The sequence below is a fragment of the Nocardioides panacihumi genome (genome assembly GCF_039530925.1).
GTDB lineage: Bacteria > Actinomycetota > Actinomycetes > Propionibacteriales > Nocardioidaceae > Nocardioides > Nocardioides panacihumi.
Map to the genome: position 1 here is coordinate 389,361 of NZ_BAAAPB010000002.1, position 26,263 is coordinate 415,623.

The window sequence follows — 26,263 nt, forward strand, 5'->3', positions numbered from 1 at the left end:
TCGGCGGGCGGGTCGCCAGGTGCGGCTGGCGTGCCCGGCGAGCGTACCGGATGCCACGGCCCGGCCCGGCGGCGGTAATCTGCTGGGCGATTACCTCCAAGTAACCCCGACAGGGAGGCCCCTGGTGCGCGAGTTCTCCACGCCGTTGACGATCGACCTGCCGGACGTCGGCAACCTCACCGACGACGTCGTCGTCAACGCCCGGGAGGCAGCGGACCTCGCCGTCTTCAGCCGTCGCGGCCGGACCGGCGCCTGGGAGGACGTGACGTCAGCCGAGTTCCTCGCCGAGGTCACCGCGGTCGCCAAGGGCCTGGTCGCTGCCGGCGTCGAGCGGGGCGATCGGGTCGCCCTGTTCTCCAAGACCCGCTACGAGTGGACCCTGCTCGACTACGCGATCTGGTTCGCCGGCGCCGTGACGGTGCCGATCTACGAGACCTCCTCCGTCGAGCAGGTCCGCTGGATCCTCGCCGACTCCGGCGCCAAGGCGGTCGTCGCGGAGGGCCCGGAGCACGTCGCACGGATCGCCGAGATCCGTGGCGACCTGACAGAGCTCAACCAGGTGTGGTCCTTCGCGGACAACGGCGTCGACGTGCTCACGCGCCTGGGCGCGGACGTCCCCGACGACGAGGTCGAGAAGCGGCGTACGTCGGTCACGCCGGCCGACACCGCCACCCTCATCTACACCTCGGGCACCACCGGGCGCCCCAAGGGCTGCGTGCTCACCCACGGGAACTTCATGTTCGAGCTGGGTGTCGCGGTGCACGAGCTCGACGAGCTCTTCCAGACCGAGGGCCGCAGCACGCTGCTCTTCCTGCCGCTCGCGCACGTGTTCGCCCGGATCATCCAGATCGGCTGCGTGAAGTCCCGCACCAGGCTCGGCCACTCCCCCGACATCAAGAACCTCCTCGACGACCTCGGCGAGTTCAAGCCGACGTTCATCCTGGCCGTGCCGAGGGTCTTCGAGAAGGTCTTCAACACCGCCTCGCAGAAGGCGGCCGCCGACGGGCGCGGCAAGATCTTCGACAAGGCCACGGAGGTGTCGATCGCGTACTCCCGGGCCAGCGAGAAGGGCCGGGTGCCGCTGGTGCTGCGCCTGCAGCACGCGGTCTTCGCGCGCCTCGTCTACAGCAAGCTCCTCGCCGCGCTCGGCGGCAACTGCCTGTACGCCGTCTCCGGCGGCGCACCGCTCGGCGAGCGGCTCGGCCACTTCTACCGTGGCCTCGGGCTGACCGTGCTCGAGGGCTACGGCCTGACCGAGACGACCGCGGCGCTGACCGTGAACATGCCCGAGGCGATCAAGATCGGCACCGTCGGCCGGCCACTCGAGGGCACCACGGTCCGGGTCGCCGACGACGGCGAGCTGCTCTTCAAGGGCGGCCAGATCTTCCACAGCTACTGGAAGAACCCGCAGGCCACCGCCGAGGCCACGACCGACGGCTGGTTCCACACCGGCGATCTCGGTGAGGTCGACGACGAGGGCTTCGTGCGGATCACCGGACGGAAGAAGGAGATCCTGGTGACCGCCGGCGGCAAGAACGTCGCGCCGGCCGTCCTGGAGGACCGGCTGCGCGCGCACGCGCTCGTCGACCAGTGCATCGTCGTCGGCGACGGGCAGCCGTTCATCGCCGCCCTCATCACGCTCGACTCCGAGTCGCTGCCGGCGTGGGCCGCGGCGCACGGCAAACCGGTCGACCTGGCCGTCCTCATCGACGACCCGGAGCTCGTCGCCGAGATCCAGGTGGCGGTCGACGACGCCAACAAGGCGGTCTCGAAGGCGGAGGCGATCCGCAAGTTCGCGATCCTGCCGGACGTGTGGACCGAGGAGAGCGGCCAGCTGACGCCGAGCCTCAAGCTCAAGCGCAACGTCGTGATGAAGGAGTTCCGCGACCAGGTCGAGGCGCTCTACGAGGCCTGACGGGCCTCAAAAGCGTCTCACATCGTGGACGCCGAGCGGGTGGTTTCCCGACCCCGGACGGACTACCCGCACCACCCGTTCGGGCCATGCCGGACGAGGACTCCACGCTGCCCTACGTGGGACCGCCCGGGCAGGCGCCGCTCGTCGCACGAGCCGTCGATCCGGGGTCCACGACTTTGACGTCCGTTCCGCCACATCCGCACCACCGAGTCCCTACAGTTCTCGCCAGTGCGGGGCCGAGCTCGGATGGACCCCTGAGTCGAAAGGTCGTCGATGGAGCGACGCAGAATCCTCGTGGTCGCCGCAGCACTCGTAGCAGCGCTCGGCGCGGTCCTGGTGTTCCTCTACGTGCGTGGCGCTGACACGCGGGCCGAGGATCAGTTCCAGACCACCGACGTCCTCGTCGCCACGCAGCCGATCCAGGCCGGCGAGACGATCGAGGCCGCGTCCAGCGCGGGCAAGATCATCAAGAAGGCCGTCACCAACAACTCGCTGCTGCCCGACCACCAGGTCGACCTGGCGGCGCTGTCGGGCAAGGTCGCGCTCACCACGATCTACCCGGGCGAGCAGATCATCTCGTCCAAGTTCGGCACGTCCGTGGCGCCGGTCTCGACGCTGCAGATCCCCGACGACAAGATCGCCATCTCCGTCAACCTGACCGACCCGGCCCGTGTCGCCGGCTTCGTGAACCCGGGCTCGACGGTCGCGATCTTCCTCAACGGCACCGACTCCAAGGCCGGCAAGCCGTTCACCGAGCTCCTGCTGCCGCAGGTGACCGTGATCGGCGTCGGCTCGACCACGCCCGTGTCGACCACCACCACCGACCAGACGGGCGCCCAGACCACCGAGCAGCTGCCCCGCACCCTCCTGACGCTGGCGGTCAGCCAGCAGGACGCGCAGAAGATCCTCTTCAGCCAGGGCAACGGCGAGCTCGCCTTCGGCCTCCTCCCGGCCAGCGGCAAGGCGACGGTCAAGGCCGGCGTCCGGACCGACTTCGACAACCTCTTCGGGTGATCCCATGCCGGTCATCGTCGATCACGACCAGGATGTAGTCGCGACCCTGCTGCGCTCGCTCCCCGCGGGCTCGCAGGGTGTCGCGAGCATGGACCGGGTGCGCGCCTGGCTCGCCCAGCACCACGACGAGTACGTCGTCGTGGTCGGTCCCACCGTGGCCGTGTCCGAGGCGCTCGCACTGTGCGACTACCTGCGCACGATCCGACCCACGGTCAGCGTCGTCCTCATCCGCGACGAGCTGACCACCGAGGTGCTCACCGCCGCGATGCAGGCCGGTGCGCGTGACGTCCTCCAGGCGGGGTCGCTGGAGGCGGTCTCGGCCGCCGTGACGCGCGCCTACCAGCTGTTCATCGCGCTGCGCGGCCCCGGCGGCGCCAGCCACAGCGGCAAGGTGATCACGGTCTGGTCGCCGAAGGGTGGCGTCGGCAAGACGACCATGTCGGTCAACCTCGGCCTCGCGCTCACCGAGGGTGGTGCGCGCCGGGTCTGCCTCGTCGACCTCGACCTCGCCTTCGGCGACGTCGCCATCACGATGCAGCTCTTCCCGACGCACTCGATCGAGCACGCGATCGGCTCGGAGAGCTCCATCGACGCCGAGCTGCTCAACGGGCTGCTCACCCGCCACCAGGACTCGATGATGATCCTCGCGGCGCCGTCGCACCCCGACGTACGCGACCGGGTCTCCCCCACCCTCGTGTCGCAGGTGCTGCGCACCCTCAAGGAGTCGTTCGACTTCGTGGTGGTCGACACGCCTCCTGCCTTCGACGAGCAGACGCTGACGGCGCTCGACGAGACCGACGAGATCGTCATCATCGCGACGCTGGACGTGCCGACGTTGAAGAACGTCAAGGTCGGGCTCGAGACGCTCGACATGCTCAACATCGCCCAGGAGCGCCGGCACCTCCTGCTCAACCGTGCCGACGACGAGGTGGGCATCAGCCCCGACCGCGTCGAGGGCATCCTCGGCATGCGTCCCGAGACCCTGGTCGCCACCTCGCTCGAGGTCGCCGCGTCGACCAACGCGGGCAGCCCGATCGTGGTGAAGAACCCCTATCACCCGACCAGCACGGCGATCATCGCGCTCGCCTCGCAGCTGGCCGGCGAGGACATCGCCACACCGGTGACGGCGGGCGCCGAGCAGCCCGCCGCCGAGCAACAGTCGAAGCGTCGTCTGAGGAGGCGTCGATGAGTCTCGCCGATCGCATCGCTGCGGCACGCCGCACGGGTGCTCCCGAGCCGGCCGCGGCCGGTGAGGGACCCGAGCACGTCGTCGAGCAGGGGCTCGCCCCCGACGCGTCGGTCGACACGCCCGCCGGCAAGCGCCGCGCCGAGGTGCCCGCCGAGCCGGAAGCCCTCGAACCGCTCGAGCCCGTCCCCGCGGCGCCCGCCCCTGCGCCCGCGCCGTCACCGGCCGCGGACTCGCGCAGGCTTCTCGCGACCGGCCAGCAGGCGGACCGGTTCGAGGTCATCAAGAGCAGCGTCCACACCGAGCTGCTCAAGCAGCTCGGTCCGCAGCTCTACGAGTCGGACCTCGACGCCAAGGAGCTCGACCAGGCCGTCCGCAGCGTGCTGCAGGACGTGATGTCGTCGCAGGAGCGCCCGCTGTCGAACAGCGATCGCCAGCGCGTCATGCAGGAGATCAGCGACGACATCATGGGCAACGGGCCGATCGAGCCCTACCTGCGGGACCCCGAGGTCTCCGAGGTCATGGTCAACGGTCATGCCGACATCTGGCTGGAGCGCTCCGGCAAGCTGATCAAGGCCGACGGCCAGTTCGCCGACGAGGCCCACCTGCGCCGGACGATCGACAAGATCGTGTCCCGCATCGGTCGTCGCGTCGACGAGTCCAGCCCGATGGTCGACGCCCGCCTCCCCGACGGCAGCCGTGTCAACGCGATCGTCCCGCCGTTGGCGATCGACGGCTCGGCGCTGACGATCCGGAAGTTCTCCGCCGACCCGCTGACCGCCGACGACCTGGTCCGGTTCGGATCGTTGACGCCGGCGTCGCGCCAGTTCATCGACGCCTGCGTGCGCGGCCGTCTGAACGTGATCGTGTCCGGCTCGACGGGCGCCGGCAAGACGACGACGCTCAACGTGCTGTCGTCGTTCATCCCGTACGACGAGCGCATCGTCACGATCGAGGACGCCGCCGAGCTCCAGCTCAAGCAGGACCACGTCGTCCGGCTCGAGTCCCGCCCCTCGAACATCGAGGGCAAGGGCGCCGTCACCATCCGCGACCTGGTCAAGAACAGCCTCCGCATGCGCCCCGACCGCATCATCGTCGGTGAGGTCCGAGACGCCTCCGCGCTCGACATGCTCCAGGCGATGAACACCGGCCACGACGGCTCGATCTGTACGTTGCACTCCAACGGACCCCGCGACACGCTCGCCCGCATGGAGACGATGGTGCTGATGGCCGGCATGGACCTGCCGGTGCGCGCGATCCGCGAGCAGGTGGCCTCCGCGGTCGACCTGATCGTGCACCAGACGCGCTTCAAGGACGGCACACGCAAGATCACCCACCTCACCGAGGTGGAGCGGATGGAGGGCGACGTCATCACACTGCAGGACATCTTCGCCTACGACAACGCCGCCGGCTGGGACGCCGACGGCCGCGCTCTGGGCAGGCTCAAGCCGACCGGGCTGCGGCCGAAGTTCCTCGAGAAGATGGCGAACGCCAACGTGTCGGTGGACCCCATGATCTTCGTGCCGGACCGGGGATGATGAAGCGGCTGCTCGCCGTCGTCGTGGCGGCCCTCGGAACGCTTGCACTCGCGCAGCCCACGGCGCGGGCCGCCGGCGGCGACAGCGCGATCACCCACATGCAGCAGACCGCTGACGGTCTGCAGCTGCTCGTCTCGGTGCCCGAGGGCGCCGACGTGAAGCTGGGCGACGTCGCGGTGACCGTCGACGGCACGACGGTGGACGCCACGGCGGCCGCGGTCGGGACGTCGGCCGCTGTTCGGCGTACGACCGTGCTCGCGATCGACACGAGCAACTCCATGAAGGGCGCCAAGTTCAGCGCCGCCAAGGCGGCCGCCCTGCAGTTCCTCGCCTCGGTCCCCGACGACGTGTACGTCGGCGTCGTGACATTCGACGGCAAGGTCGCGACCGACCTGAAGCCCACCCGCGACCGCGCCGCGGCGACGGGCGTCGTGAACGGCCTGACGCTGAGCGCCGGCACGCACCTGTACGACGGCGTGGTCGCCGCCGTACAGGCGTCCGGCTCCGACGGCCAGCGCTCCCTGCTCGTCCTCTCGGACGGCGCCGACGAGAGCACGACACCGCTCGGCTCGGCCACCTCGGCGATCTCCGACGCCGGCGCGCTCGTCGATGTCGTCGCGGTCGACCAGGCCGCGAGCGACTCGGCCCTCACATCGCTCGCCGACGCGGGCCACGGCAAGGTGCTCCCGGCCGACCCCACCGCCCTCGCGACGACCTTCACCGGAGAGGCGCAGGCCCTGGCCCGCCAGGTCCTCGTGACCGCGCAGGTGCCGTCGAGCGTCGCCGCGACCGAGGCCACCGTCAAGGTCAGCTTCGGCGCCGTCACGGCCAGTGCCTTCGGCAAGGTCCGAGCCGCGCAGGCTCCGACTCCGGCGGTCGCCTCGGCGCCGGCCGGGTTCGTGCTGCCGGACTGGGGCATGTACGGCGGCGTCGCCGCCCTCGGGCTCGGCCTCATGGTGCTGCTCGTCCTGCTCGTCCCGCGGCCGGTCGCGCCGCTCTCGGCGGAGCAGCGGGTCGTCTCCTACACGGCGACGGGTCGCAACGCCCCCAAGCGTCGCGGCCACCGGGCGGAGTCCGAGGAGGTGCTCGCCGGGGCGAAGACCGCCGCCGCTGACCTGCTCAAGCGCAACGCCGGCCTCGAGGCGCGCATCGCCGCCCGGCTCGACGCGGCAGGCAGCGAGCTCAAGCCTGCCGAGTGGCTGCTGCTGCACACCGCCATCACGGTCGTGGCCACGCTGTTCGGGCTGCTGCTCGGCCGCGGCAACCTCGTGATCGGGATCGTCTTCCTCGCACTCGGGGTCGTCGGGCCCTGGATCTACCTCGGCATGCGGCGCAACCGGCGTCGCAAGGCGTTCAACCGGGGCCTGCCGGACACCCTGCAGCTGATCTCGGGGTCGCTCGCCGCGGGCCTCTCGCTCCAGCAGGCGCTGGACACGGTCGTCAACGACGGCGTCGAGCCCATCGCGGGCGAGTTCCGCCGGGTCCTCGTCGAGACCCGGCTCGGCGTCGCCCTCGAGGAGGCGCTGGTGGGTGTCGCGGCCCGCTTCGAGAGCAAGGACTTCGGCTGGGTCGTGATGGCGATCCGCATCCAGCGTCAGGTCGGCGGCAACCTGGCCGAGCTGCTCGACACGGTCGCCGCCACCATGCGCGAGCGCGAGTACCTGCGTCGCCAGGTGAGCGCTCTCGCTGCGGAGGGCAAGCTGTCCGCGATCGTCCTCGGCCTGCTGCCCCCGCTGTTCATGCTGTACCTGACGCTGACCAACTGGACCTACGTCTCGCCGCTGTTCACCGACATCCGGGGCCTCGTCATGTTGGCCGGTGGCACACTGTGGCTGGGGGTCGGCGTGTTCTGGATGAGTCGTCTCGTTAAGGTCGAGGTCTGACATGGTGCTCCTCTTCGTCCTCGGGCTGCTGCTGCTCGCCGTCGCCATCACGCTGCTGGCGATGGGGCTGCGTCCAGCAGAGGAGGCCCGCGGCATCAACCGCTCGCTCGCGGTGCTGCAGGCGATGACCGATGCGCCGCGCGAGCTGTCCGCCGAGCTCGAGAAGCCGTTCGCAGATCGTGTCCTCCAGCCGCTGCAGGCTCGCGCGCTCAAGGTCGGTCGCCGCATCACCGGCGCCGACTCGGCAGAGCGGCTCCGCCGCAAGCTCGACCTCGCCGGCAACCCGGCTGGCTGGACCGTCGACCGGATCACCGCCGGCAAGGTGATGGGGGCCGGGCTCGGTCTCCTGATCGGCCTCGCCGTCGGTCTGGTCCTCGCGGACGCTCTCACTACGCGGCTGATCTTCGGCGCTGCGGGCCTGGTCATCGGGTTCTTCGGCCCCAACCTCTACCTCTACCAGCTCGCCTACGACCGGGCGAACAAGCTGCAGCGCGAGCTGCCGGACGCGATCGACCTGATGACCATCAGCGTCGAGTCGGGCCTCGGCTTCGACGCCGCCGTGCAGCAGGTGGCCCAGAACACCGAAGGACCGCTCGCGGACGAGTTCGCTCGGATGATCCGCGAGATGCAGCTCGGCATGGGCCGTGGCGAGGCGCTGCGATCCCTCGGCGAGCGCGCCAACGTCGACGACCTGCGCTCCTTCGTCTCGGCGATGGTGCAGGCCGACTCCTTCGGCATCCCGATCGCCCAGGTGCTGCGCGTGCAGTCGGGCGAGATGCGGGTCAAGCGCCGGCAGCGGGCCGAGGAGAAGGCCCAGCAGGTGCCGGTGAAGATCACCATCCCGCTGATCTTCTGCATCCTCCCGGCGCTGTTCGTCGCCGTCATGGGCCCCGCAGCCATCAACATCATGGACAACTTCGGCGGCTGATGACCGACGCTGACCGGCTCCCGTTCCGGGTCGCGGCGATCGCACGGATCATCGTGCTGATCGCCCTGACCGGGCCGGTTCTCTGGACCCGCGACGCGGCCGCGCTGCTCGCCCTGCTCGTCATCGGCGCCATCTGGGCGCTCGCGACGATCGTCGACCTGCGCGGCGTGCTGCCGATCGCGGTGCTCACCACCGCGGAGGCGCTGCTCGTCGGCGCGGTCTGCGGCATCGTCGTCGACACCTCGACCGCCGTCATCGGCGCCCTGTGCGTGCCACCGTTCACGGCGTCGGTCTTCCGCGGGCTGTGGGGCATGGCGACGTCCCTGTGCGCCGAGCTCGCGATGCTGGTCGTGTTCGCCTTCCTCATCGGCGGGACGCTCACGCCCGAGCAGGGGTCAGCCGCCTTCAGCTGGTCGGTGACGGGTCTGGGCCTCGGCCTCATCGGCACGTTCCTGCACGGCACCCTCGTCGAGCGGAGCGACCCCCTCGCGCCGTACCACTATGCCCAGAGCCTGTTGCGCCAGCTGATCGACATCTCGGAGGGCCTCGACAGCGGGCTGGACCCCGTCGCGCTGGGCGGCTCGATCCTGTCTGCCGTGCGCGACGAGGTGCCCACGGTCGCGATGACGCTGTACGTCGCCCGCGGGGACGCCCTGCTGCCGCTCGTCACCAAGTCGCTGGGCACCCCCGACGAGGTGCGCCAGTTCGAGGGCCTCGCCGCAGACTGCTGGCGCGAGTGTGCGCCGGTCCGACGTGACCGCGTCTTCGCCTTCCCGCTGCTGGCCGACTCGGGGGCGACCGGGGTCGTCGTCGCGGCGCTGCCCGAGGGCGCCGGCGTGCGGGCGATCGGTCTCGACGAGGCCGTACGCCGCCTGGCGGGCACCCTGAGGCCCAGTGCCGTGCACCTGGACACCGCGCTGCTCTTCGCGGCGTTCCGCGACGCAGCGAGCGCCGAGGAGCGCCGCCGGCTGGCGCGGGAGATGCACGACGGCGTGGCGCAGGACATCGCGTCGCTCGGCTACCTGGCCGACGCGCTCGCGGCCGTCGCGACCACCGATGCCCAGCACCAGCGGATCACGCTGCTGCGCGAGCGGGTCAGTGCGATCGTCGCCGAGATCCGCCGGTCGCTGGTCAACCTGCGCACCAGCATCGGGGAGAGCGAGAGCCTCGGCGCCGCCATCGCCTCGGTGGCGCGCAACCTCTCGGAGGTCTCGGGCGTGCCGATCCACGTGACGGCCGACGAGCTGACCGAGCGGCTCCGCCCGGAGGTCGAGGCGGAGCTGTTCAGGATCGCCCAGGAGGCGATGAACAACGCCGTCAAGCACGCGCATGCGGACTCGATCGACGTGCACTGCCAGGTGCGCGCACCGGCCGCCCGCATCACCGTCACCGACGACGGACGCGGCCTGCAGCCCGGGCGACGCGACTCGCACGGGTTGAAGATCATGCGCGAGCGGGCACTGTTGGTCAGCGGGCACCTCGAGCTGACCGACGCCCCTGGCGGTGGCCTCTGCGTGTCTGTCACCATCCGAGGCGACGGAGGACCTGAGGAGATCACAGTCGTGCAACCAGACTTCGACAACGGGACGAGGGTAAAGGCATGAGCACTGACATTCGGGAGTCTGGGATCAAGCTCCTCCTGGTGGACGACCACGAGCTCATCCGCGAGGGCCTCGCGGGCGTGATGGACCTCGAGGACGACATGACGGTCGTGGGCCAGGCGGGGACGGTGGCCGAGGCCCTGACGGCGTACGCCGACCTCTCCCCCGACGTCGTCATCGCCGATCTGCAGCTGCAGGACGGCACGGGGCTCGACATCGTGCGCAGCATCCGCAAGCGCAACGACAGGACCGGCCTCGTCGTGCTGACGATGCACTCGGGCGACGACCAGATCTTCGCCGCGATGGAGGCCGGCGCGTCCGGCTTCGTCGGCAAGGACGCGCCCTCGGGCGAGGTGGTCCGCGCAGCGCGGCACGCTGCGGTCTCACCGCGCTCCTTCGTGTGCGCGGGGCTCGCCCAGGCGATGATGCGGCGCGCCACCTCGGAGTCGACCCGGCTCTCGGACCGGGAGCACGAGGTGCTCCTGCTGCTCGCCGACGGCCTCGGTGCGGCACAGATCGGCCAGCAGCTCTACCTGTCGGAGTCGACCGCGAAGTCGCACATCGCGAAGATCTACCAGAAGCTCGGCGCGGCCAATCGTGCCCAAGCGTTGGTCACGGCCATGCGGATCGGGCTGCTCTCCAGTGTCCAGCCGGGTGGTCGCCCCGTCGGATGAGGTTGGGACCTCGTAGTCCGAAAGGGCTATCCAGGTCAGCACAGTCACCCGATTCGGCGCGACCTGCGCTTCCCTCACGATTGAGTCGTGGGGCAGGGGCTCCACGGACTTCCGGGAAACCTCGTCCGGAGCCCAGCCACGACCGACAATCTCAAGGGGAGACAAACATCATGGTCGACTACTTCCGCATTCTGCTCAACGCCCGCCTCGCCAAGATGGAGGAGCGCGGCGCCTCCGCCGTCGAGTACGGCCTGCTCATCGCCGGCATCGCTGCCGTCATCGTCGTCGCGGTCATGGCCCTCGGCCCGATCGTGAAGAACGCCTTCAGCTCCACCTGCGACGCCATCACCAGCGGCAGCACCGCCGTCACCGGCACCTGCAGCAGCTGATCATCTGACCAGCGTCGGTCGAGGCGCCATGGCGGCGCAGCCGTCATGGCGCCTCGAATCGTTTTCCAGGGAGGAGATCGGCGTGTTCCATCGCCTGCAATCGCGCGAGCGGGGTGCATCAGCCGTGGAGTACGGCCTGCTCATCGCCGGCATCGCCGCCATGGTCGCCGTGGCTGTCTACAGCTTCGGCCACCTGATGGGCGACAAGATGGGTCATGACTGCGGATCCGTCGGTGGCGCGATCCAGAGTCGGGTCAACGGGTCGGCCACGACGAACTGCCCCTAGTCTCGGGGCAGGACCCTGGCAGCCAGCGCTATCCGCTGCAACGCCGTCGGGTGTGACCCGAACCAGAACTGCGACCAGGACGCCGGTGTCGGATCCGACAGCGAGCTCAACGCGAGCTCACGCTGAAGGGTCACGAAGGCACCGGCGTCCTTCGTCGTCCTCAGGGCGGTGACGTCCGCCCTCGTCTCGATCTGCCGGCTGATCGTGTTCTGCACCGGCAGCACGAGCACGGACCCGACCGCCAGGAGCGCCAGCAGCCGCGGGACGCTCGCCGGGTCCCCGACCCCGCGGCCCCACGCGCCGCCACGGCGACGCTCGACGATCACCCCCAGCAGCCCGACGGCCACCAGCGCGCCGGCCGCGCCCAGGAGCGACCCGGTCAGCACGTCGTCGTACTTGGCGTGGCCGAGCTCGTGCGAGACCACCGACAGCGTGGCGGCCCGCGGGACGTCGTTGACCAGGTTGTCGTAGAGCACGACCCGGCGCGTGTCGCCGAACCCGGACACGTAGGCGTTGAGCGTGGTCGTACGACGCGAGGCGTCAGCGACGAGCACGTCGTCGATCTGCACCCCCTCCGTCTTCGCGAGCGCGAAGACGTCCGAGCGCAGCGACCCGTCCGGCAGCGACGTGAAGTTGTTGGACAGCGGCTCGACGAGCACCGGGTAGACGAACGAGCCGAGCATGATCAGGCCACCGAGCAGCACCCCCGCGACGGCCGGCCACCACCGCTGCCAGCGCCTGGCGCAGGCCATCAGCGCCACCAGGCCCAACGACGTGGCGACGATCGACACGAGGAGGCTCGTGGCCCGGTCGGTGGCGAACCCGCTCCAGGCCTGGTGCGAGAGGCCGACCTCGAGCTGACGCCTGCGCAGCAGCACCGCGGGCAGCAGCGTGGCGAGCGCGGCGACGACCTCGAGGACGACCACCCCCTCGATGACCCGCAGCCACCACGGCCCCCGTGCGAGCGCCATCAGCCGCCGACCGAGCGAGGAGAAGCCGATGACGCAGGCGACGACGACCGAGATGACGAGGCCCGAACGCGACCAGAACCGGGCGAACGACGAGTAGGCGTCCATCAACGACAGCTGCGCGTGGGTGAACACGGTGTCGGCGGGCGGCGGCTCGAGCGCCCCGCCGGGATAGGGGTGCCACGGGACCCGTACGACGGCCAGCGCGACGAACAGGGCCAGCCCCACGCCGAGCACCGCGACCGCGACGCGCCGCGCCGGCGCCGCCCCTTCACCCACGCTGGGTCCGCTCACCCGGCCAAGTCTGACAAACGCCGCTGCCAGAGCCGCGTCAGCCCCGGCGTGCCGACCCCGAGCACGTCCCTGAGCACGGCGTCGAGGTCCTGACCGGCACCGACACGGTCGTAGACCGCCAGCAGTCCACGCTCCCCCGCCTGCTCGGCGATGACGCGGCAGACCAGCCACGCGGCCTCGTACTCGGCGCCGAAGCTGCTCGAGTGGGAGTCGAAGTCACCCTGGCCGGGCAGGTGGTCGGGCGGCCCGCTCTTGCGGACCTGGGTGATGATCTGGCCGGCGGTCTTCGTGATCGGCAGGTGGACATCGCGCAGCGCGACGTAGTCGGCGAACCCCTCGGTCAGCCAGATCGGCCGGTGCGTGTTGGTGGCTGCCTTCGTGGCCGCGTGGGTGACCTCGTGGCTGAGCACGATCTGCGCGCCCTGGTCGTCGAGCGTGCCCATCACCTCAGGGTTCACGAAGACGTGGACCGGGGCGTCCGAGGCCATCGAGCCGTCGACGCTCGCCGTGACCGCAGCGACGCCGGCGTACGTCCCCGGAGCGGCGCCGAGGGCGGCGTCGAGCTCCGCCTCGGAGCGCGGCACCTCGACGACGAGCGGGCCGGCCCAACCCTTGACGACGCGGGCGACCACCGGGACGGCCCGTGCGGCCAAGGTCGCGTAGCGGTCGACCGCGGCCGCGTCGGCTCCAAGGGTCAGCACACCGGCTCCGGACCGCACGCGCAGCGCCTCGGTGAGCCACAGCGGGCTGCGCTGCCCGCCTCCGCCGATGCCCGTGATGCGGACGGCGTCCTGCCCACCGGAGGCGTTGGAGGCGGTGGACGCCGCAGTCGCGAATCCGACCTCGACCTCCTCGTGCACGGGCGAGGGGTCGTCGTGACCGAACCGCCAGGTCAGGTCGACGGCGGCCGTCCAGCGGCCGTCCTTCGCGACGGCGCCACCCTCGTCGACGTACCTCGCGGTGAAGTCGGTGACGCCGAGCGACTCCGCGTTCGTCACGACGGCGCCCAGGAGCGAGCGCGCACGATCGTCGGCCGCGAGGCCCTCGGCCGCGTGGGCGTCGCGCCGGGTCACCGCTTGCTGCAGGTCGTCCAAGGTCCCGGCGGCGAGGTCGGGCCTGGCTGACGCGTACGCCGGCCGCCCGGGCGAGGCGACGTACGTGTCCGGCCTGAGGGCCAGCCAGGCCAGCGTCCCGACGGCGAGGCAGAGAAATCCGACAAGGCCGGCCACCCACCAACGTGGGCGACCGGCCTTGTGCATGGTCGGTGGCGACTCAGCCAGGGCGGACCGCACCGGAGTACGGCATCGAGTGCAGCGGCGAGATCCGCACGCCCTCACTCGGGTTGGCGGCGTGGAGGACCATGCCGTTGCCGATGTAGATACCGACGTGGCTGATCGGGCTGTAGAAGAAGACCAGGTCGCCCGGCTGCAGGTCGCTCTCGGCGACGTGCGGGCCCGAGCTGTACTGCGCACGCGAGGAGTGCGGCAGGGAGACACCGGCGGCGCCCCACGCGCGCATGGTCAGACCGGAGCAGTCGAACGCGTTGTCGCCGGTGGCGCCCCAGACGTAGGCGTCGCCGAGCTGGGCCTTCGCGTAGGCGACGGCAGCAGCCGCCCGGCCGCTGGCGGGCACGTCGACGACCTGGTCCCGCGGGGTGTCGCGCGAGAGGAGCGCCTGACGCTGCGTGGCCTGGAGCTTCGACAGCAGCTGCTTCGCGTCGGCGAGCTTGGTCTCGACCGCCTTCTTGTCCGCGGCGAGCTTCTTCTCGGTCGCGGCGACGTCGGCCGTGCGCTGCTCGGTCGCCTTGCGACGCAGGCGCAGGGCGTCGAGCTGGGTCGAGTAGTCGTGGTACAGGCCGGCCTGGAGGCTGTCGTAGGCCGAGATCGTCGAGAGCTGCCCGAGGAAGGCCTTCGGGTCGTCGGAGACGAAGACCTGCCCGACGGCGGACAGGTTCGAGCCCTCGAACTGCTGCAGCATCGAGTCACGCAGCTGCTCGCGGACGGCCGCGAGTGCGGCGTCCTGGCGCTGCTGGTCGGCACGGAGGCTGGAGAGCTCCTGCTGGAGCCCGGCGAGCCGCAGGCGGGCCTCGTTGTAGTTCTCGGTCGCCTGGTCGGCGTCCTTGTAGAGGCCGTCGACGCGCGCCTGCACGTCCTTGATGTCTGGCTTCGCCTCGGCGGGCGTCGCTGCGGTCATCCCGAGGGTGCATGCGAGCCCAAAGCCCGCCACCACTGCGGTGACTCGTTTCCGACCGTTCAGCACGAGCGGGCGGTCTCCCTTGCTGTGTCGTACGCCTACCGGGTGAGCTGACGGATTCGGGCACGACTGGCCCTACCCCCGCTCCTCGCCGCCCCTGTCTCCAAGGGCCGCGCCTCGCGGGTGATTCACCCCAGATGACACCACCGTGGTGGTGCCGGTTGGTTCCCCGGCTCCCGACTGGCCCGAATCCAGTCGAAACTCAGCGCGATGCCCGAGCAGGTCGGTTGACCCACTTCCACGGGCATCTGAGTGGTGAACTCTAACCGCCTTCTGGGAGCGCGGCCAATCCACCCCCGGGGTGTGTTGTCGTCAATGCCGTCACTTCCGTCCCATCAGTCACATGGGTCACGCGGACTCGACCTCGCCGCCTGCCGTCGGGGTCACCATCCGAAGGGGCGGCACCAGTCCGCCTGCCGCCAGGACGTCGAGCGCGTGGCGCTCGTCGTCGTCGAACGCAAGCTCGGGCGGCGGCCCGAGCAGCACGGTCACCACGCAGTCGTGGCACGCCAGCCCGCGCACCATGCACGAGTCGCAGTCGATCCTTGTCGTCATGCCCATGAGGGTGGCACCCGGCACCGACAGTGGTGATCGGGCTCCGCCGAAGCGGGCCGGCTCAGCGCGTCGCACCGAGATTGTCGGAGGCGCCTCCTAACGTCACCGACATGAGCAGCGCCGTCCGGACCGAGCAGCCGCACTGGGAGGCCCAGCGCAGCTTCGACGAGCTCGGCCGGCCGCTGCGCGACATCACCTTCTGCGTCGTCGACCTCGAGACCACCGGCGGCTCGGCCGAGGGCGGCTCGATGATCACCGAGATCGGCGCGGTCAAGGTGCGGGGCGGCGAGCTCCTCGGCGAGTTCCAGACACTGGTCAACCCGCGCAGCGAGATCCCCGCCTTCATCGCCGTCCTCACCGGCATCAGCAACTCGATGGTCGCCGACGCACCGTCCATCGAGTCGGCCCTGCCCGCGTTCCTCGAGTTCGCCCAGGGATGCGTGCTCGTCGCGCACAACGCGCCGTTCGACGTCGGCTTCCTCAAGTTCTTCGCCGACCAGCAGGGGCGGCCGTGGCCGGCGTTCGAGGTGCTGGACACCGCGAGGCTCGCCCGCCGGGTCGTCACCCGCGACGACACACCGAACTGCAAGCTCTCCTCGCTCGCCCAGCTGTTCAACTCCCCGACCACGCCCAACCACCGAGCGCTGGCCGACGCCCGCGCGACCGTCGACGTGCTGCACGGACTGATGGAGCGACTGGGTGGTCTCGGCGTCCACACGCTCGAGGAGCTGCAGACCTTCTCGGGACGCGTGACCCCCGCCCAGCGCCGCAAGCGCCACCTCGCGGAGGCGCTCCCCCACGCTCCGGGCGTCTACCTGTTCGAGGACGAGCGACGCCGGGTGCTGTACGTCGGCACGTCCCGCGACCTGCGCACGCGGGTCCGCTCCTACTTCACCGCCTCGGAGACCCGCACCCGGATGGGCGAGATGGTCGGCATCGCCGAGCGGGTCACCGGCATCGAGTGCGCCACGACGCTGGAGGCGCAGGTGCGCGAGCTGCGTCTGATCGCGCAGCACAAGCCGCGCTACAACCGCCGCTCACGCTTCCCCGAGAAGGTGCACTTCATCAAGCTGACCCGGGAGCCGTGGCCTCGGCTGGCGCTGGTGAAGCGCGTGCTCGACGACGACGCCGACTACCTCGGCCCGTTCAGCTCCAAGAAGGTCGCGGAGAAGGCTGTCCAGGCCCTCCACGACAGCTTCCCGATCCGGCAGTGCTCGGAGAGGCTCGCGCGACGACCGTCGCGCAGCGCGTGCGTGCTGGCCGAGATGGGCAGGTGCCTGTCCCCGTGCGACGGCAGCACCGACGAGGCGGCGTACGGCGACGTGGTCGCCCAGCTGCGGCGGTCCATGTCGGCCCAGCCGGACCAGGTCGTCGACTCGATCACCGCCCGGATGGCCACGCTCGCCTCGGACGAGCGGTTCGAGGAGGCCGGCGTCCACCGCGACAGGCTCGCGGCCTTCATCAGGGCGGCCGCCCGCACGCAGCGGCTCGCCGCGCTGACCCGCTGCCCCGAGATCGTCGCCGCGCGTCGCGAGGACAGCGGGCGCTGGAGCGTCCACGTCGTCCGTCACGGCAGGCTCGCCGCGGCCGGCGTGATCCCGCCCGGCGCCGACGCGCACCGTTACGTCGAGCAGTTGAAGGCCAGTGCAGAGACGGTGACAGCGGGTCCCGGCCCGACCCCTTCCGCGTCGGCCGAGGAGTCGGAGGTGATCCTGCGATGGCTCGAGGCGCCCGGCATCCGGCTGGTCGACGTCGACGGCGAATGGACCTGCCCGGTGGCCGGTGCGAGCCGCCATCTGGCGGTCCACGACGCCGTCAACGAGTCGCGCAAGAGCCTCGTGCCCTTTGATGACCAACGCACCCTCACGACCGTCCACCAGCCGGTACGGTGAGCCCGTGATCACCGCCATCGTCTTCGTGAAGGCCGACACGGCCCGCATCCCGGAGGTCGCCGAGGCCATCGCCGCGCTCGACGGCGTCAGCGAGGTCTACTCGACGACGGGTCAGATCGACCTCATCGCGCTGGTCCGCGTCCGCAACCACGAGGACATCGCCGCGGTCGTCGCCGACCGGCTCAACAAGGTGCCGGGCGTCGCCGACACCGAGACGCACATCGCGTTCCGTGCCTACTCCAAGCACGACCTCGAGTCGGCGTTCTCCATCGGTCTGGACTGACGGCACCCGATGCTCCAGCGAGCCAGCGCGCCCAGCGCGTTCGACAGGCACGTCAACACGCTCACCCGCCGGACGGTTCCGTTCCTGCTCCTCGTGCTGACCATGTGCGCGGTGGCCCGGAAGGCGGCGACGCCGCTCGACAACGTCGACGCCTACTTCCACCTGAGGATCGGCCACGAGTTCGTGCACGGAGGCTGGGCGCCGTGGCACCCGGGTCACCTGACGTCGTTCGAGCATGAACGGTGGCTGCCGACCCAGTGGCTCTCGCAGGTGCTGATGGCGCTCGACGAGGACGTCTTCGGCCTGGCGGGCGTCGCCTGGGCGTTCGGGCTCCTCTACGTCCTGTTCGTCTGGGTCCTCTTCTGGGCGGCGCGGCGTCAGGCGGCACTGTTGCCGGCCGCGATCATCGTGCCCGTCGCCGTCATCGCCTGCTGGTCCAACATCACCACGCGGCCGCAGGTCGCGTCGTTCATCCTCGTCACCGTGACGGTGGCGGTCTGGCAGCGCGCCAGAGACCGTTCGAGCGTGCCCTGGCTGCTCATTCCGACGACCTGGCTGTGGGCGATGCTCCACGGCATGTGGCCGATCGGGATCGCGATCGGCGTCGCCGCGACGATCGGCATCGCCCTGGATCTCCGACCGCCCCGGGCACACGTCGCCAAGCTGCTGGCGGTGCCGGTGCTGTCGTTCGTCGCCGCCGGCCTCACACCGGTCGGCCCGCGGCTGTACGGCGCCGTGCTGCTCGTCAACTCCCGTGCCGAGTTCTTCGGAGAGTGGGGGCCGCCCGACTTCCGCACACGCCAGGCGGGGATGCTGCTGGTGCTGCTGGGCGCGACGACGGTGGCACTCGTGAGGTCCACACGCACGACGTGGTTCGACACCATGCTGCTGGTCGGCGCGCTCGGCTGCAGCGTCTACTCGCAGCGCACGGTGCCGGTCGCCGTCGCGATCCTCGTGCCACTCGCCGCGTCCGTCGCCGGCGACCTGATGGGCGACCGCACGGCGCCGACCAGGCGCGAGAGAGCCGTCGTGCTCGGCGTCGTCGGGTCCCTCCTGGTCGGCCTGGCTCTCGCGGTGCCGCACACGTCGGCCGACCAGCTGGTGCAGCCTGCCTGGGTCGACTCCGAGATCGGCGGCCTGCCCGCCGGCACTCCGGTCCTGACCGGGATGACCGTCGGCAGCTACCTGCTGTGGAAGTACCCGACGCTCCAGCCCGTCGTGCACGGGTACGCCGACGTCTACACGCTCTCCGAGCTACGCGCGCGCGACGGACTCGAGACCGTCAAGCCGCGATGGGACGACTTCGTCCGGAGCACCGGCGCGACGATCGCCCTCGAGCGGACGGGCACCCAGACGGTGTACGCACTCCAGCAGGCCGGCTGGACGATGACGCACCACAACAAGAACGTGGCGATCCTGGTCGCGCCGCCGGGCTGGCTCGACGCGAGCGGCCACACTTCGTAGTCCGAACGGACCATTTCCGCCCGGGACCGCTCCCGAAGGCAAAGGCCGGACCTTAGGTTCGGCCTGTCTGTGAACCGGAGAGGGATCGCACTATGTCTCGAGGACAGAACGTTCGTCGCGCGTTGGTGGGTGCGATCACCGCCCTGTTGATGCCGGTCGGTGTACTCGCCGTGACGACGTCGCAGGCCTCGGCGCTCGCCGCGCCACCTGCTCTGGCGGCCACGACACCCAGCGCCACGCAGCCACCCACCTTCACCTGGGACCGAGTGCCCGGGGCGTGGGGCTACGACGTCGAGGTCTCGGCTGACAACTTCGCGACGACGGCTGCCACGGCGAAGACCGTCAACGACACGTGGATCCCGACGGTCCAGCTCCCCGTGCCTTCCGGTGGGGACCTGCAGTGGCACGTCCGTGCGAAGGCATCGATCAACGACACCACGGGGGCCTGGTCGACGACTCAGCATCTGGCTCGGTCGGCGATTCCTGCTCCCCAGGTGACGTTCCCGGTCGCCGCGGGCGACAGCACGTTCACGGTGCCGAGCAGCCCGCTCCACTTCGAGTGGACGCCGGTGCCCGGCGCGACCTCGTACGCCGTCCAGGTCGCCAACAACGGCACGGACTTCGGTGCGTCCAACCTCAAGGTCACAGCCTCGATCGGCTCGTCCTCGTTCACGCCGAACATCCAGCTCGCACCAGGCACGTACTGGTGGCGTGTCTCGACCAACTTCGCCAACGGCGTGGTCAGCGACTGGACGGACCCGGCGGCGATCACCGTCTCCGCCCTGCCAGAGCCGACCCTCCGCTACCCCGCCGACGGACAGACGATCACCGGCGTGCGGTTGGACTGGGACCCCGTGCCCGGCGCGGCGAGCTACGACATCCGCGTCAGCAAGGACGCCGACTTCAAGACGATCTACGACAGCAAGACGGGCATCCAGGCGACCAGCTATTCGCCTCCGACGACCTACCACAACGGCTCGTGGTACTGGCAGGTCCGCCCGCTCGATGCGACGGGCAACGGGCCGACGTTCGACCAACTCCTGGCCGCTCACCTGCCCCGCTCCTTCGTCAAGAACTGGACCGAGCAGCCCCAGCCCCAGTGGCCGCTCGACGGCGCGGACCTGACCGACGCGCAGCCCCTGTACTACCAGTGGGCCCCGGTCAAGCTGGCGACCTACTACCGTTTGGACGTCTCGACCACGCCCAACTTCGCCGTGGACACGTATCAGAGCTGCACCACGGTCCACACGACGTTCGTGCCTGGTTCGACTCTCGACACCGGCTGCTTCCCGCGCCAGGACGGCACCAACTGGTGGCGAGTCGTCGCCTTCGACTCTCCGCGCACGTCTCCAGAGGTGTCCACGCAGTTCTCTGTCGCGCCGACCCGGGCGTTCTCCTACTCGTTCTCGCGTCCGAACCTGCTTGGGCCGCTCTCAGGCACGGTCGACGTGCCGACGCTGCGATGGGATCCGGTGCCTATGGCCGAGACCTACCAGGTCACGATTAGCCCGACCGACGCCAATGGAACTCCCGCGCAGACCTGGACGACCGACGCCACGTCCTTCACCCCGCCCACGCTGCTCAAGGCAGCGAGCTACCGCTGGGACGTCCGGATCGTCACAGCGTCCGGCTCCGTCGGCGTCGGCCTCGCCCCCGGCAGTCAGCCGACGTTCACCATCTCGGGGACGTACTCACAGACGGCCGCTGCGCCCGACCCGACGAACTCCGGCGTCTCGGGCTACCGGCCGCCGACGCTGCAGTGGAACGCCGTCACCGGCGCGAAGAGCTACACCGTCATGGTGGCTCGACCCGGAGCCACCGCCTACACGAAGCTCGGCTCGTTCGCCTTCCCGGCGGGCGAAGACGTCACCGCCGCCTACGGCCTCCCGGGGATCTATCGCTGGTATGTCGAGGCGTACGCCGACAACAACATCCTGCTCGCAACGAGTCACGCGCCGAACCTGGCCGACCCGCAGCCGAGCGACACCACGTTCACCATCCTCGACCCCGGCCCGATCTTGGAGCAGAACTACCACGCCGCACTCAGCGGCAACGAGCTGTACGGCAACGCCGGGGCGGCTCAGGAGACCTGCTCGAACCTGCTGCCGGCCACCTGCCAGAACCTGCGGCAGACGCCGGTGCTCGACTGGTCCACCGGGAATCGCGACATCAGCACCTACCGGATCAGCTTCTACGCCGACGCCGAGAAGACGACGCCGTACCCTCAGATGACCCGACTCACAGCGCTCCAGCCCATGTGGGCGAGCACGTCGACCGTCAACGACGCCCAGGCCGGACAGGAGCAGGTCACCTCGTCGTACTACTGGGTGGTCGTCCCCTGTGTGGGCGTTGTGTGCGAGAGCGAGCCCGCGACGGCGACCCACGCGTTCAACAAGAAGTCGCTGGGCGCGAGCAGCAACGGGCCCGGCGTCGTCGTCCCCGACCCGAACAACGTGAACACCGCGAACCTGCCCACGGTGCGCAGCGGGTACGCCGACGACAACGACGTCACGCTGTCCTGGGACGACATCCTGGACACCGAGTACGCCGACAACGGGACCGACACCGCCCTGACCGGGTCGGTCGCCACCACGACGGCACGGCAGTACGACGTGCAGATCTCCAACGACCCGAACTTCGGCACCCTGCTCGACAGCGCCACGGTCGACCAGACCTGGTACACCTCGTCTGCCACGTATCCCGACGGCCCTGTCTACTGGCGGGTGCGGGCGATCGACGGCTCGAACCGTGCGATGAACTGGAGCAGCATCCGCGGCTTCACCAAAGCGTCGTACGCGCCCACCGGCCTCTCCCCCGCGGGCGGCCACGTGTCCGGCAAGCAGTCGTTCAGCTGGTCACCCCTCGCCTACGCCCGTGACTACGATGTCGAGGTGTACGCGGGCGGCGTCCCGAGCGGCGGAAGCACGACGAACCGCGTCGTGAATCTGTCCGGCATCCTGAACTCGACGTGGACCGTACCCTCGAGCAGCAGCGCGGGCACCGCGCTCTCCCGCGGCGTCCTCGCCCCCGGCACCTACACCTGGCGCGTACGCGGCAGTCGATCCGCGACCATCAAGTGGACCTGGAGCGATTGGCAGTCGTTCACGGTGGACGGCCCGGCCCCGGCGACCCTCTCGCCCGGCGCCGGCGCCACCGTCAAGCCGAACGACACCGTGTTCAGCTGGACCGCGCCGGCCGGGATCGACGTGTCCGGCTACACGCTCGTGCGGCGCCTTCAGGGCCCGGGCACGACGACGACTGTGACGACGCCGGCGACCTCCTACGCGCCGACCGAGTCACTGGCCACGGGGACCTACGACTGGTGGGTCACCGCGCTCGATCCCAACGGAAAGCCGCTTGGCTCGACGCCTATCCAGTCCTACAGCGTCCAATCGAGCCCTATCGCAACCACGGCAGTGAGCGTCACAGGCCAGTTCTCCGTCGACGGAGTGCTGACGGCGACGACGCCCACGTGGGACCTGGCAGGCACCACCACGTCGTACGAGTGGCTGCGCAACGGCACTCCCATCACGGGGGCCACCGCCACGACGTACGTCGTCGTTGGAGCCGACAAGGGCTACAACATCAGCGTCCGGGCGACCGGCTCGCTCGACGGCTACAACTCCGGCTCCAGCACCAGCGCGCAGAAGATGGTCGCAGCCGGGCCGGCTGCCTCCGCCACCGTGCCGCCCCAGATCACGGGCACCGCACGTGTCGGTGAGCAGCTCAGCGCGAGCGACCCGGTGTGGAACGTCAGCGACGTCTCGACGACGTGGCAGTGGAAGAACGGCACAAGCAACATCGCCGGCGCGACCGGTCCTACCTACACGCTCAAGGGGACAGACGCCGGAAAGTCGATCACGGTCGTCGCCACCGGGAAGCGCGCCGGCTACGCGGACGGCGTCTCAGTCGGCGGGCCCGTGACACCGACGCCTGGTCCGGCACCGGTCGTTTCCAACGGCCCCTCGATCAGTGGGCCTTCGTACACCGTCGGAGCAACCCTCACGGCCGTCGCACAATGGACTGCGCCCGGCCCGAACGTGACCGTCACGCCGTCGTACCAGTGGCTGCGCAACGGCGTCGCCATCGGCGGAGCAACCAGGCCGACGTACATCCTGACGGCGGCCGACGCCGGACACTCGATCAGCGTGCGTGCCGCGGGAACGGCGGCCGGCTACGAGACCGGTTATGCCGACAGCGCTGCGGTCCAGGTCGCGATCGGCAGCGCTCCGGTCTCGACGGCATCCCCCTCGATCTCCGGCACTCCCAGGCTCGGTGCGCAGCTGTCGGCCACGTCAGGGTCCTGGTCCCCCGGCGGCGCGCGCTACACCTATCAGTGGCTGCGCAACGGGTCGCCGATCGCAGGCGCGACGGCCTCCTCCTATCGGGTCGGGCTCGCGGACGTCGCCAAGGCACTCAGCGTCCGCGTCACCGCAACGATCGCCGGTCGTACGCCGGGCACCGCGACATCAGCCGTCGTGCGGGTGCCCAAGGTCGCCAGCAGGTCGACGCTCTCACTGAAGAGCGCCACCGTCCGGCGGACCAAGCAGGCGACTGTCACGATCACCGTCACCGCCTCGGGGATCCCCGGCCCCACCGGCACGATTCAGATCTTGGCCAAGGGCCACGTCATCGCGACGAAATCCCTGACCGCCGGCCAGCATGGCAAGCTCACGTTCAGACTGCCGAAGCTGAAGAGGGGCAGGTATCCGCTCGTGATGCGCTACGCGGGATCGGCGACCGTCTCCGCCTCCCAGTCGAGCTCGGTCACGCTCAAGGTCACGAGATGATCGCGGCAGTCGCCCGGTCTGACGAGTCGTCCGGGGGCCCCGGCGCACCAGCCACGTCGTAGCGCTCGTCCTGCTTCGCGAGGTGCAGGGCCCTCACACCGGCGTAGGCGAACAGCCCCACCATCAGCGCGTTCCGCGCAACGAGGAGGACCGTGGCGACGGCGACGCCGCCACGGGAGTCGACGATCCACCAGAGGCCGAGGACCGGGCCCAGCTGGGTGGCGACGCACGCGGCGACGAGGCCTACCGACCAGGCGGCGAGTCGGGCGCGCTCGCTGGGGCGCACGCGCAGGAGACCGGCTGCTGCGATCGGGGTGAGCCAGAGCAGGTACTGCGGGCTGAACACCTTGTCGACGACGATGAAGCCGGTCGTGGCCGTGAGGGTCGTCCAGACGAGCACCTCCGCTCCCTGGAAGTGCCGCCCGCGCCACCACAGCACGCCCAGCAGCGCCACGAGGAGGCCCGAGCCCACGGTCGCCGCCGTCAGGGCCACCGCGGTCCCCGGTCCGAACATCTCGAAGGACTGGTGGTCGGTGAAGGCGACCCGGAATCGTCCCGGGTCCACGAGATGACCGACGACGGCTGGCGTCGCGGCGACCGACTCGAGCTGCAGCCCCCGCTCGCCCTGCCACGTGAGCGGGGTGAACAACCGGTGCGCGTCCGCGATCGCCAGGCTGCCGCCGGCCAGCGCAGCGCCGACGAGCACGACCGTCCACGCGGCACGACCGCGCGAACGTGCTCCCAGCACGATCGCGGGCAGCACGATGGCCGGCCAGTACTTGATCCCGGCGGCGACGGTGGCGAGCGCCGCTCCCGCGCCGGACGAGCGGGCGCCCAGCACCAGCGCCGCTCCGACCAGCACACCGGTCACGATGTCGAAGTGCACCGCGGAGACCGCGCCCAGCGCCGGCGCCGAAGCGATCCAGGTCAGCTCGCCGGCGAGGGCCAGCCGTCCGGAGGGACGATGGCGGACCAGGAGGGCGTGGAAGGCGGCGTCCAGCGCGAGGAACAGCAGCACGAACGTGACCGCCGGCGTGCCGCCCACCAGCCGGGTGAGCTGCACCGGCACCCAGAGGACGGCGTACGCCGGCACCGGGTACTCGACCAGCGTCACGTCCACGCCACGACCCAGGCCGAGCACGCCGCTCCAGTACTTGGTGTCGTTGCCGAGAGCCGGGTCGGCGACGAGGAGCGCGAGCACGACCAGACGCGACATGATCCAGCCCGCCCAGCTCATCGTCGTGGCGCCACGGCCGCGCTGGGACGCGACGGCCGGCGTCGACACGCTGGTCACGCCTCGACCGCACGAGCCGCTGACGCCTGTGGTCGGCGCGTCAGGGCGCGCTTCTCGAGCAGGTGCCACGAAGCCTCGGCCAGGGCCCAGGACACGGCGAGCAGGACCACCGTGAGGGCGACCCTGTGCATGCCGTGAGATCCCAACAGCAGTCGGGTCATCACGGCGTGGTGCCACAGGTAGAGCCCGTAGGACCGGCGGCCGACGTGGACCAGCCATGGCGGGCGGATCCAGGTCGCGGTGCCGTGGACGGTCGCCTGGATGAACGCACCCGCCAGCACCGCAGCGGCGAGCGGCGGCGCCCACAGGTCACCCCGCGCCCCCGGCGCCCAGCCGAGCAACGGCACCGCGAGGGCCGCAGCTGCGACCGCTGCCCGTCGCCAGCCCCGCGAGGACGGTGGCGCCAGGGTTGCCAGGAAGCAGCCCCACAGGAGCGCGTCCATCCTGGTGTCGGTGCCGTAGTAGATCCGGCCCCAGGGCGCACCGGACATGAGCAGCAACGCCTTCTCGATGACTGACACGGCGATGCCTGCCGCCGCCAGATTCCGCACCCAGCTGCGTCGGCCGCGGATCAGGCAGCAGGTCACCAGCAACGGCCAGACCAGGTAGAACTGCTCCTCCACCGCGAGCGACCAGGTGTGGTTGAGGGCGCCGAGATCACCCGGGACCGCCAGCCAGTTGTTGACGAACAGCAGCGCTCCGACGACCGCACGCGGACTGGCGACGCGGGCGTTCCCACTCACCACCCCGAGCAGGCTCCACACGAAGAGCAGGCCGAGGAGCGCCGGCAGGATCCTGCGGGCGCGGCGTTGCCAGAAGAGCGGCAGGTCGATCCGGCCGGATCGTGCGTGCTCGGCGAGGAGCAGCCTCGTGATGAGCCACCCCGACAGCACGAAGAAGACGGTCACCCCGACCGTGCCGGCGTAGCCCATACCCGGAACACCCGCGTGCGAGCCGACGACCAGCAACACCGCGACGCCGCGCAGGGCATCGAGCTCCGGGCGGTACGACAGGCGACTCTCTCCGCGGCCCGGCACCCCGCCATTCTCCGCGGAC

20 protein-coding genes and 1 riboswitch are annotated in these 26,263 nt (G+C 70.5%); of the genes, 14 read left to right on the top strand and 6 right to left on the bottom strand.

Annotated elements, in window-relative coordinates:
- Positions 1 to 124: 124 nt before the first annotated feature.
- The 10 genes from ABD205_RS11030 (at position 125) to ABD205_RS11075 (ending at position 11,414) form a co-directional block, all read left to right on the top strand.
- Positions 125 to 1,915: an AMP-dependent synthetase/ligase gene (locus ABD205_RS11030; RefSeq protein ID WP_344044866.1), complete on the top strand. Its 1,791-nt coding sequence runs from the start codon at positions 125 to 127 to the stop codon at positions 1,913 to 1,915.
- A gap of 273 nt (positions 1,916 to 2,188) precedes the next feature.
- Positions 2,189 to 2,929, top strand: coding sequence for a Flp pilus assembly protein CpaB (cpaB, locus tag ABD205_RS11035; protein WP_344044867.1), 741 nt, complete (start codon positions 2,189 to 2,191; stop codon positions 2,927 to 2,929).
- Positions 2,930 to 2,933: 4 nt separating this feature from the next.
- Positions 2,934 to 4,118, top strand: a complete 1,185-nt coding sequence (locus ABD205_RS11040; protein WP_344044868.1) for a CpaE/TadZ family protein — start codon at positions 2,934 to 2,936, stop codon at positions 4,116 to 4,118.
- Positions 4,115 to 5,653, top strand: a complete 1,539-nt coding sequence (locus ABD205_RS11045; protein ID WP_344044870.1) for a TadA family conjugal transfer-associated ATPase — start codon at positions 4,115 to 4,117, stop codon at positions 5,651 to 5,653. The genes ABD205_RS11040 and ABD205_RS11045 overlap by 4 nt, the downstream gene beginning before the upstream one ends.
- Positions 5,653 to 7,536 carry a type II secretion system F family protein gene (locus ABD205_RS11050; RefSeq protein ID WP_344044872.1) on the top strand — a complete coding sequence of 628 codons (1,884 nt, stop codon included), beginning with the start codon at positions 5,653 to 5,655 and terminating at the stop codon, positions 7,534 to 7,536. The genes ABD205_RS11045 and ABD205_RS11050 overlap by 1 nt, the downstream gene beginning before the upstream one ends.
- Position 7,537: 1 nt before the next feature.
- Positions 7,538 to 8,464, top strand: a complete 927-nt coding sequence (locus ABD205_RS11055; protein ID WP_344044873.1) for a type II secretion system F family protein — start codon at positions 7,538 to 7,540, stop codon at positions 8,462 to 8,464.
- Positions 8,464 to 10,068, top strand: coding sequence for a sensor histidine kinase (locus tag ABD205_RS11060; RefSeq protein ID WP_344044874.1), 1,605 nt, complete (start codon positions 8,464 to 8,466; stop codon positions 10,066 to 10,068). Before ABD205_RS11055 ends, ABD205_RS11060 begins: the two co-directional genes overlap by 1 nt.
- The gene (locus ABD205_RS11065; protein ID WP_344044875.1) at positions 10,065 to 10,739 is read left to right on the top strand and encodes a response regulator; all 675 of its coding nucleotides are present in this window, start codon (positions 10,065 to 10,067) and stop codon (positions 10,737 to 10,739) included. The genes ABD205_RS11060 and ABD205_RS11065 overlap by 4 nt, the downstream gene beginning before the upstream one ends.
- Positions 10,740 to 10,909: 170 nt before the next feature.
- The gene (locus ABD205_RS11070) at positions 10,910 to 11,128 is read left to right on the top strand and encodes a Flp family type IVb pilin (protein ID WP_344044876.1); all 219 of its coding nucleotides are present in this window, start codon (positions 10,910 to 10,912) and stop codon (positions 11,126 to 11,128) included.
- Positions 11,129 to 11,210: 82 nt separating this feature from the next.
- Complete coding sequence (locus ABD205_RS11075) at positions 11,211 to 11,414, top strand: Flp family type IVb pilin (protein ID WP_344044877.1); 204 nt, start codon at positions 11,211 to 11,213, stop codon at positions 11,412 to 11,414.
- Here the strand turns inward: ABD205_RS11075 and ABD205_RS11080 are convergent.
- The 4 genes from ABD205_RS11080 to ABD205_RS11095 all read right to left on the bottom strand — a co-directional run bounded on the left by ABD205_RS11080 (position 11,411) and on the right by ABD205_RS11095 (position 15,484).
- Positions 11,411 to 12,676, bottom strand: a complete 1,266-nt coding sequence (locus ABD205_RS11080; RefSeq protein WP_344044878.1) for a M48 family metalloprotease — start codon at positions 12,674 to 12,676, stop codon at positions 11,411 to 11,413. The two genes, ABD205_RS11075 and ABD205_RS11080, sit on opposite strands and share 4 nt — an antisense overlap.
- Positions 12,673 to 13,905, bottom strand: coding sequence for a hypothetical protein (locus ABD205_RS11085; RefSeq protein WP_344044879.1), 1,233 nt, complete (start codon positions 13,903 to 13,905; stop codon positions 12,673 to 12,675). The genes ABD205_RS11080 and ABD205_RS11085 overlap by 4 nt, the downstream gene beginning before the upstream one ends.
- Positions 13,906 to 13,948: 43 nt before the next feature.
- The gene (locus ABD205_RS11090) at positions 13,949 to 14,869 is read right to left on the bottom strand and encodes a C40 family peptidase (protein ID WP_344044880.1); all 921 of its coding nucleotides are present in this window, start codon (positions 14,867 to 14,869) and stop codon (positions 13,949 to 13,951) included.
- 80 nt (positions 14,870 to 14,949) lie between these two features.
- A riboswitch (cyclic di-AMP (ydaO/yuaA leader) is annotated at positions 14,950 to 15,147 on the bottom strand.
- Positions 15,148 to 15,277: 130 nt separating this feature from the next.
- A complete protein-coding gene (locus ABD205_RS11095) occupies positions 15,278 to 15,484 on the bottom strand; it encodes a hypothetical protein (protein ID WP_344044881.1) in 207 nt (68 codons plus the stop codon).
- 110 nt (positions 15,485 to 15,594) lie between these two features.
- Between ABD205_RS11095 and ABD205_RS11100 the strand changes: the two genes are divergently transcribed.
- From ABD205_RS11100 to ABD205_RS11115, 4 genes are all read left to right on the top strand, one after another.
- Complete coding sequence (locus ABD205_RS11100) at positions 15,595 to 17,376, top strand: DEDD exonuclease domain-containing protein (RefSeq protein WP_344044882.1); 1,782 nt, start codon at positions 15,595 to 15,597, stop codon at positions 17,374 to 17,376.
- Positions 17,377 to 17,380: 4 nt separating this feature from the next.
- Positions 17,381 to 17,659: an Lrp/AsnC family transcriptional regulator gene (locus ABD205_RS11105; protein ID WP_344044883.1), complete on the top strand. Its 279-nt coding sequence runs from the start codon at positions 17,381 to 17,383 to the stop codon at positions 17,657 to 17,659.
- A gap of 9 nt (positions 17,660 to 17,668) precedes the next feature.
- Positions 17,669 to 19,123 carry a hypothetical protein gene (locus tag ABD205_RS11110; RefSeq protein WP_344044884.1) on the top strand — a complete coding sequence of 485 codons (1,455 nt, stop codon included), beginning with the start codon at positions 17,669 to 17,671 and terminating at the stop codon, positions 19,121 to 19,123.
- Between the two features lie 125 nt (positions 19,124 to 19,248).
- Positions 19,249 to 23,913: an Ig-like domain repeat protein gene (locus ABD205_RS11115; protein ID WP_344044885.1), complete on the top strand. Its 4,665-nt coding sequence runs from the start codon at positions 19,249 to 19,251 to the stop codon at positions 23,911 to 23,913.
- Here ABD205_RS11115 and ABD205_RS11120 read toward each other — a convergent pair.
- Positions 23,903 to 25,207 carry a hypothetical protein gene (locus ABD205_RS11120; protein WP_344044886.1) on the bottom strand — a complete coding sequence of 435 codons (1,305 nt, stop codon included), beginning with the start codon at positions 25,205 to 25,207 and terminating at the stop codon, positions 23,903 to 23,905. The genes ABD205_RS11115 and ABD205_RS11120 overlap by 11 nt on opposite strands.
- The gene (locus tag ABD205_RS11125) at positions 25,204 to 26,244 is read right to left on the bottom strand and encodes an acyltransferase family protein (protein WP_344044887.1); all 1,041 of its coding nucleotides are present in this window, start codon (positions 26,242 to 26,244) and stop codon (positions 25,204 to 25,206) included. Before ABD205_RS11125 ends, ABD205_RS11120 begins: the two co-directional genes overlap by 4 nt.
- Between the last annotated feature and the right edge of the window lie 19 nt (positions 26,245 to 26,263).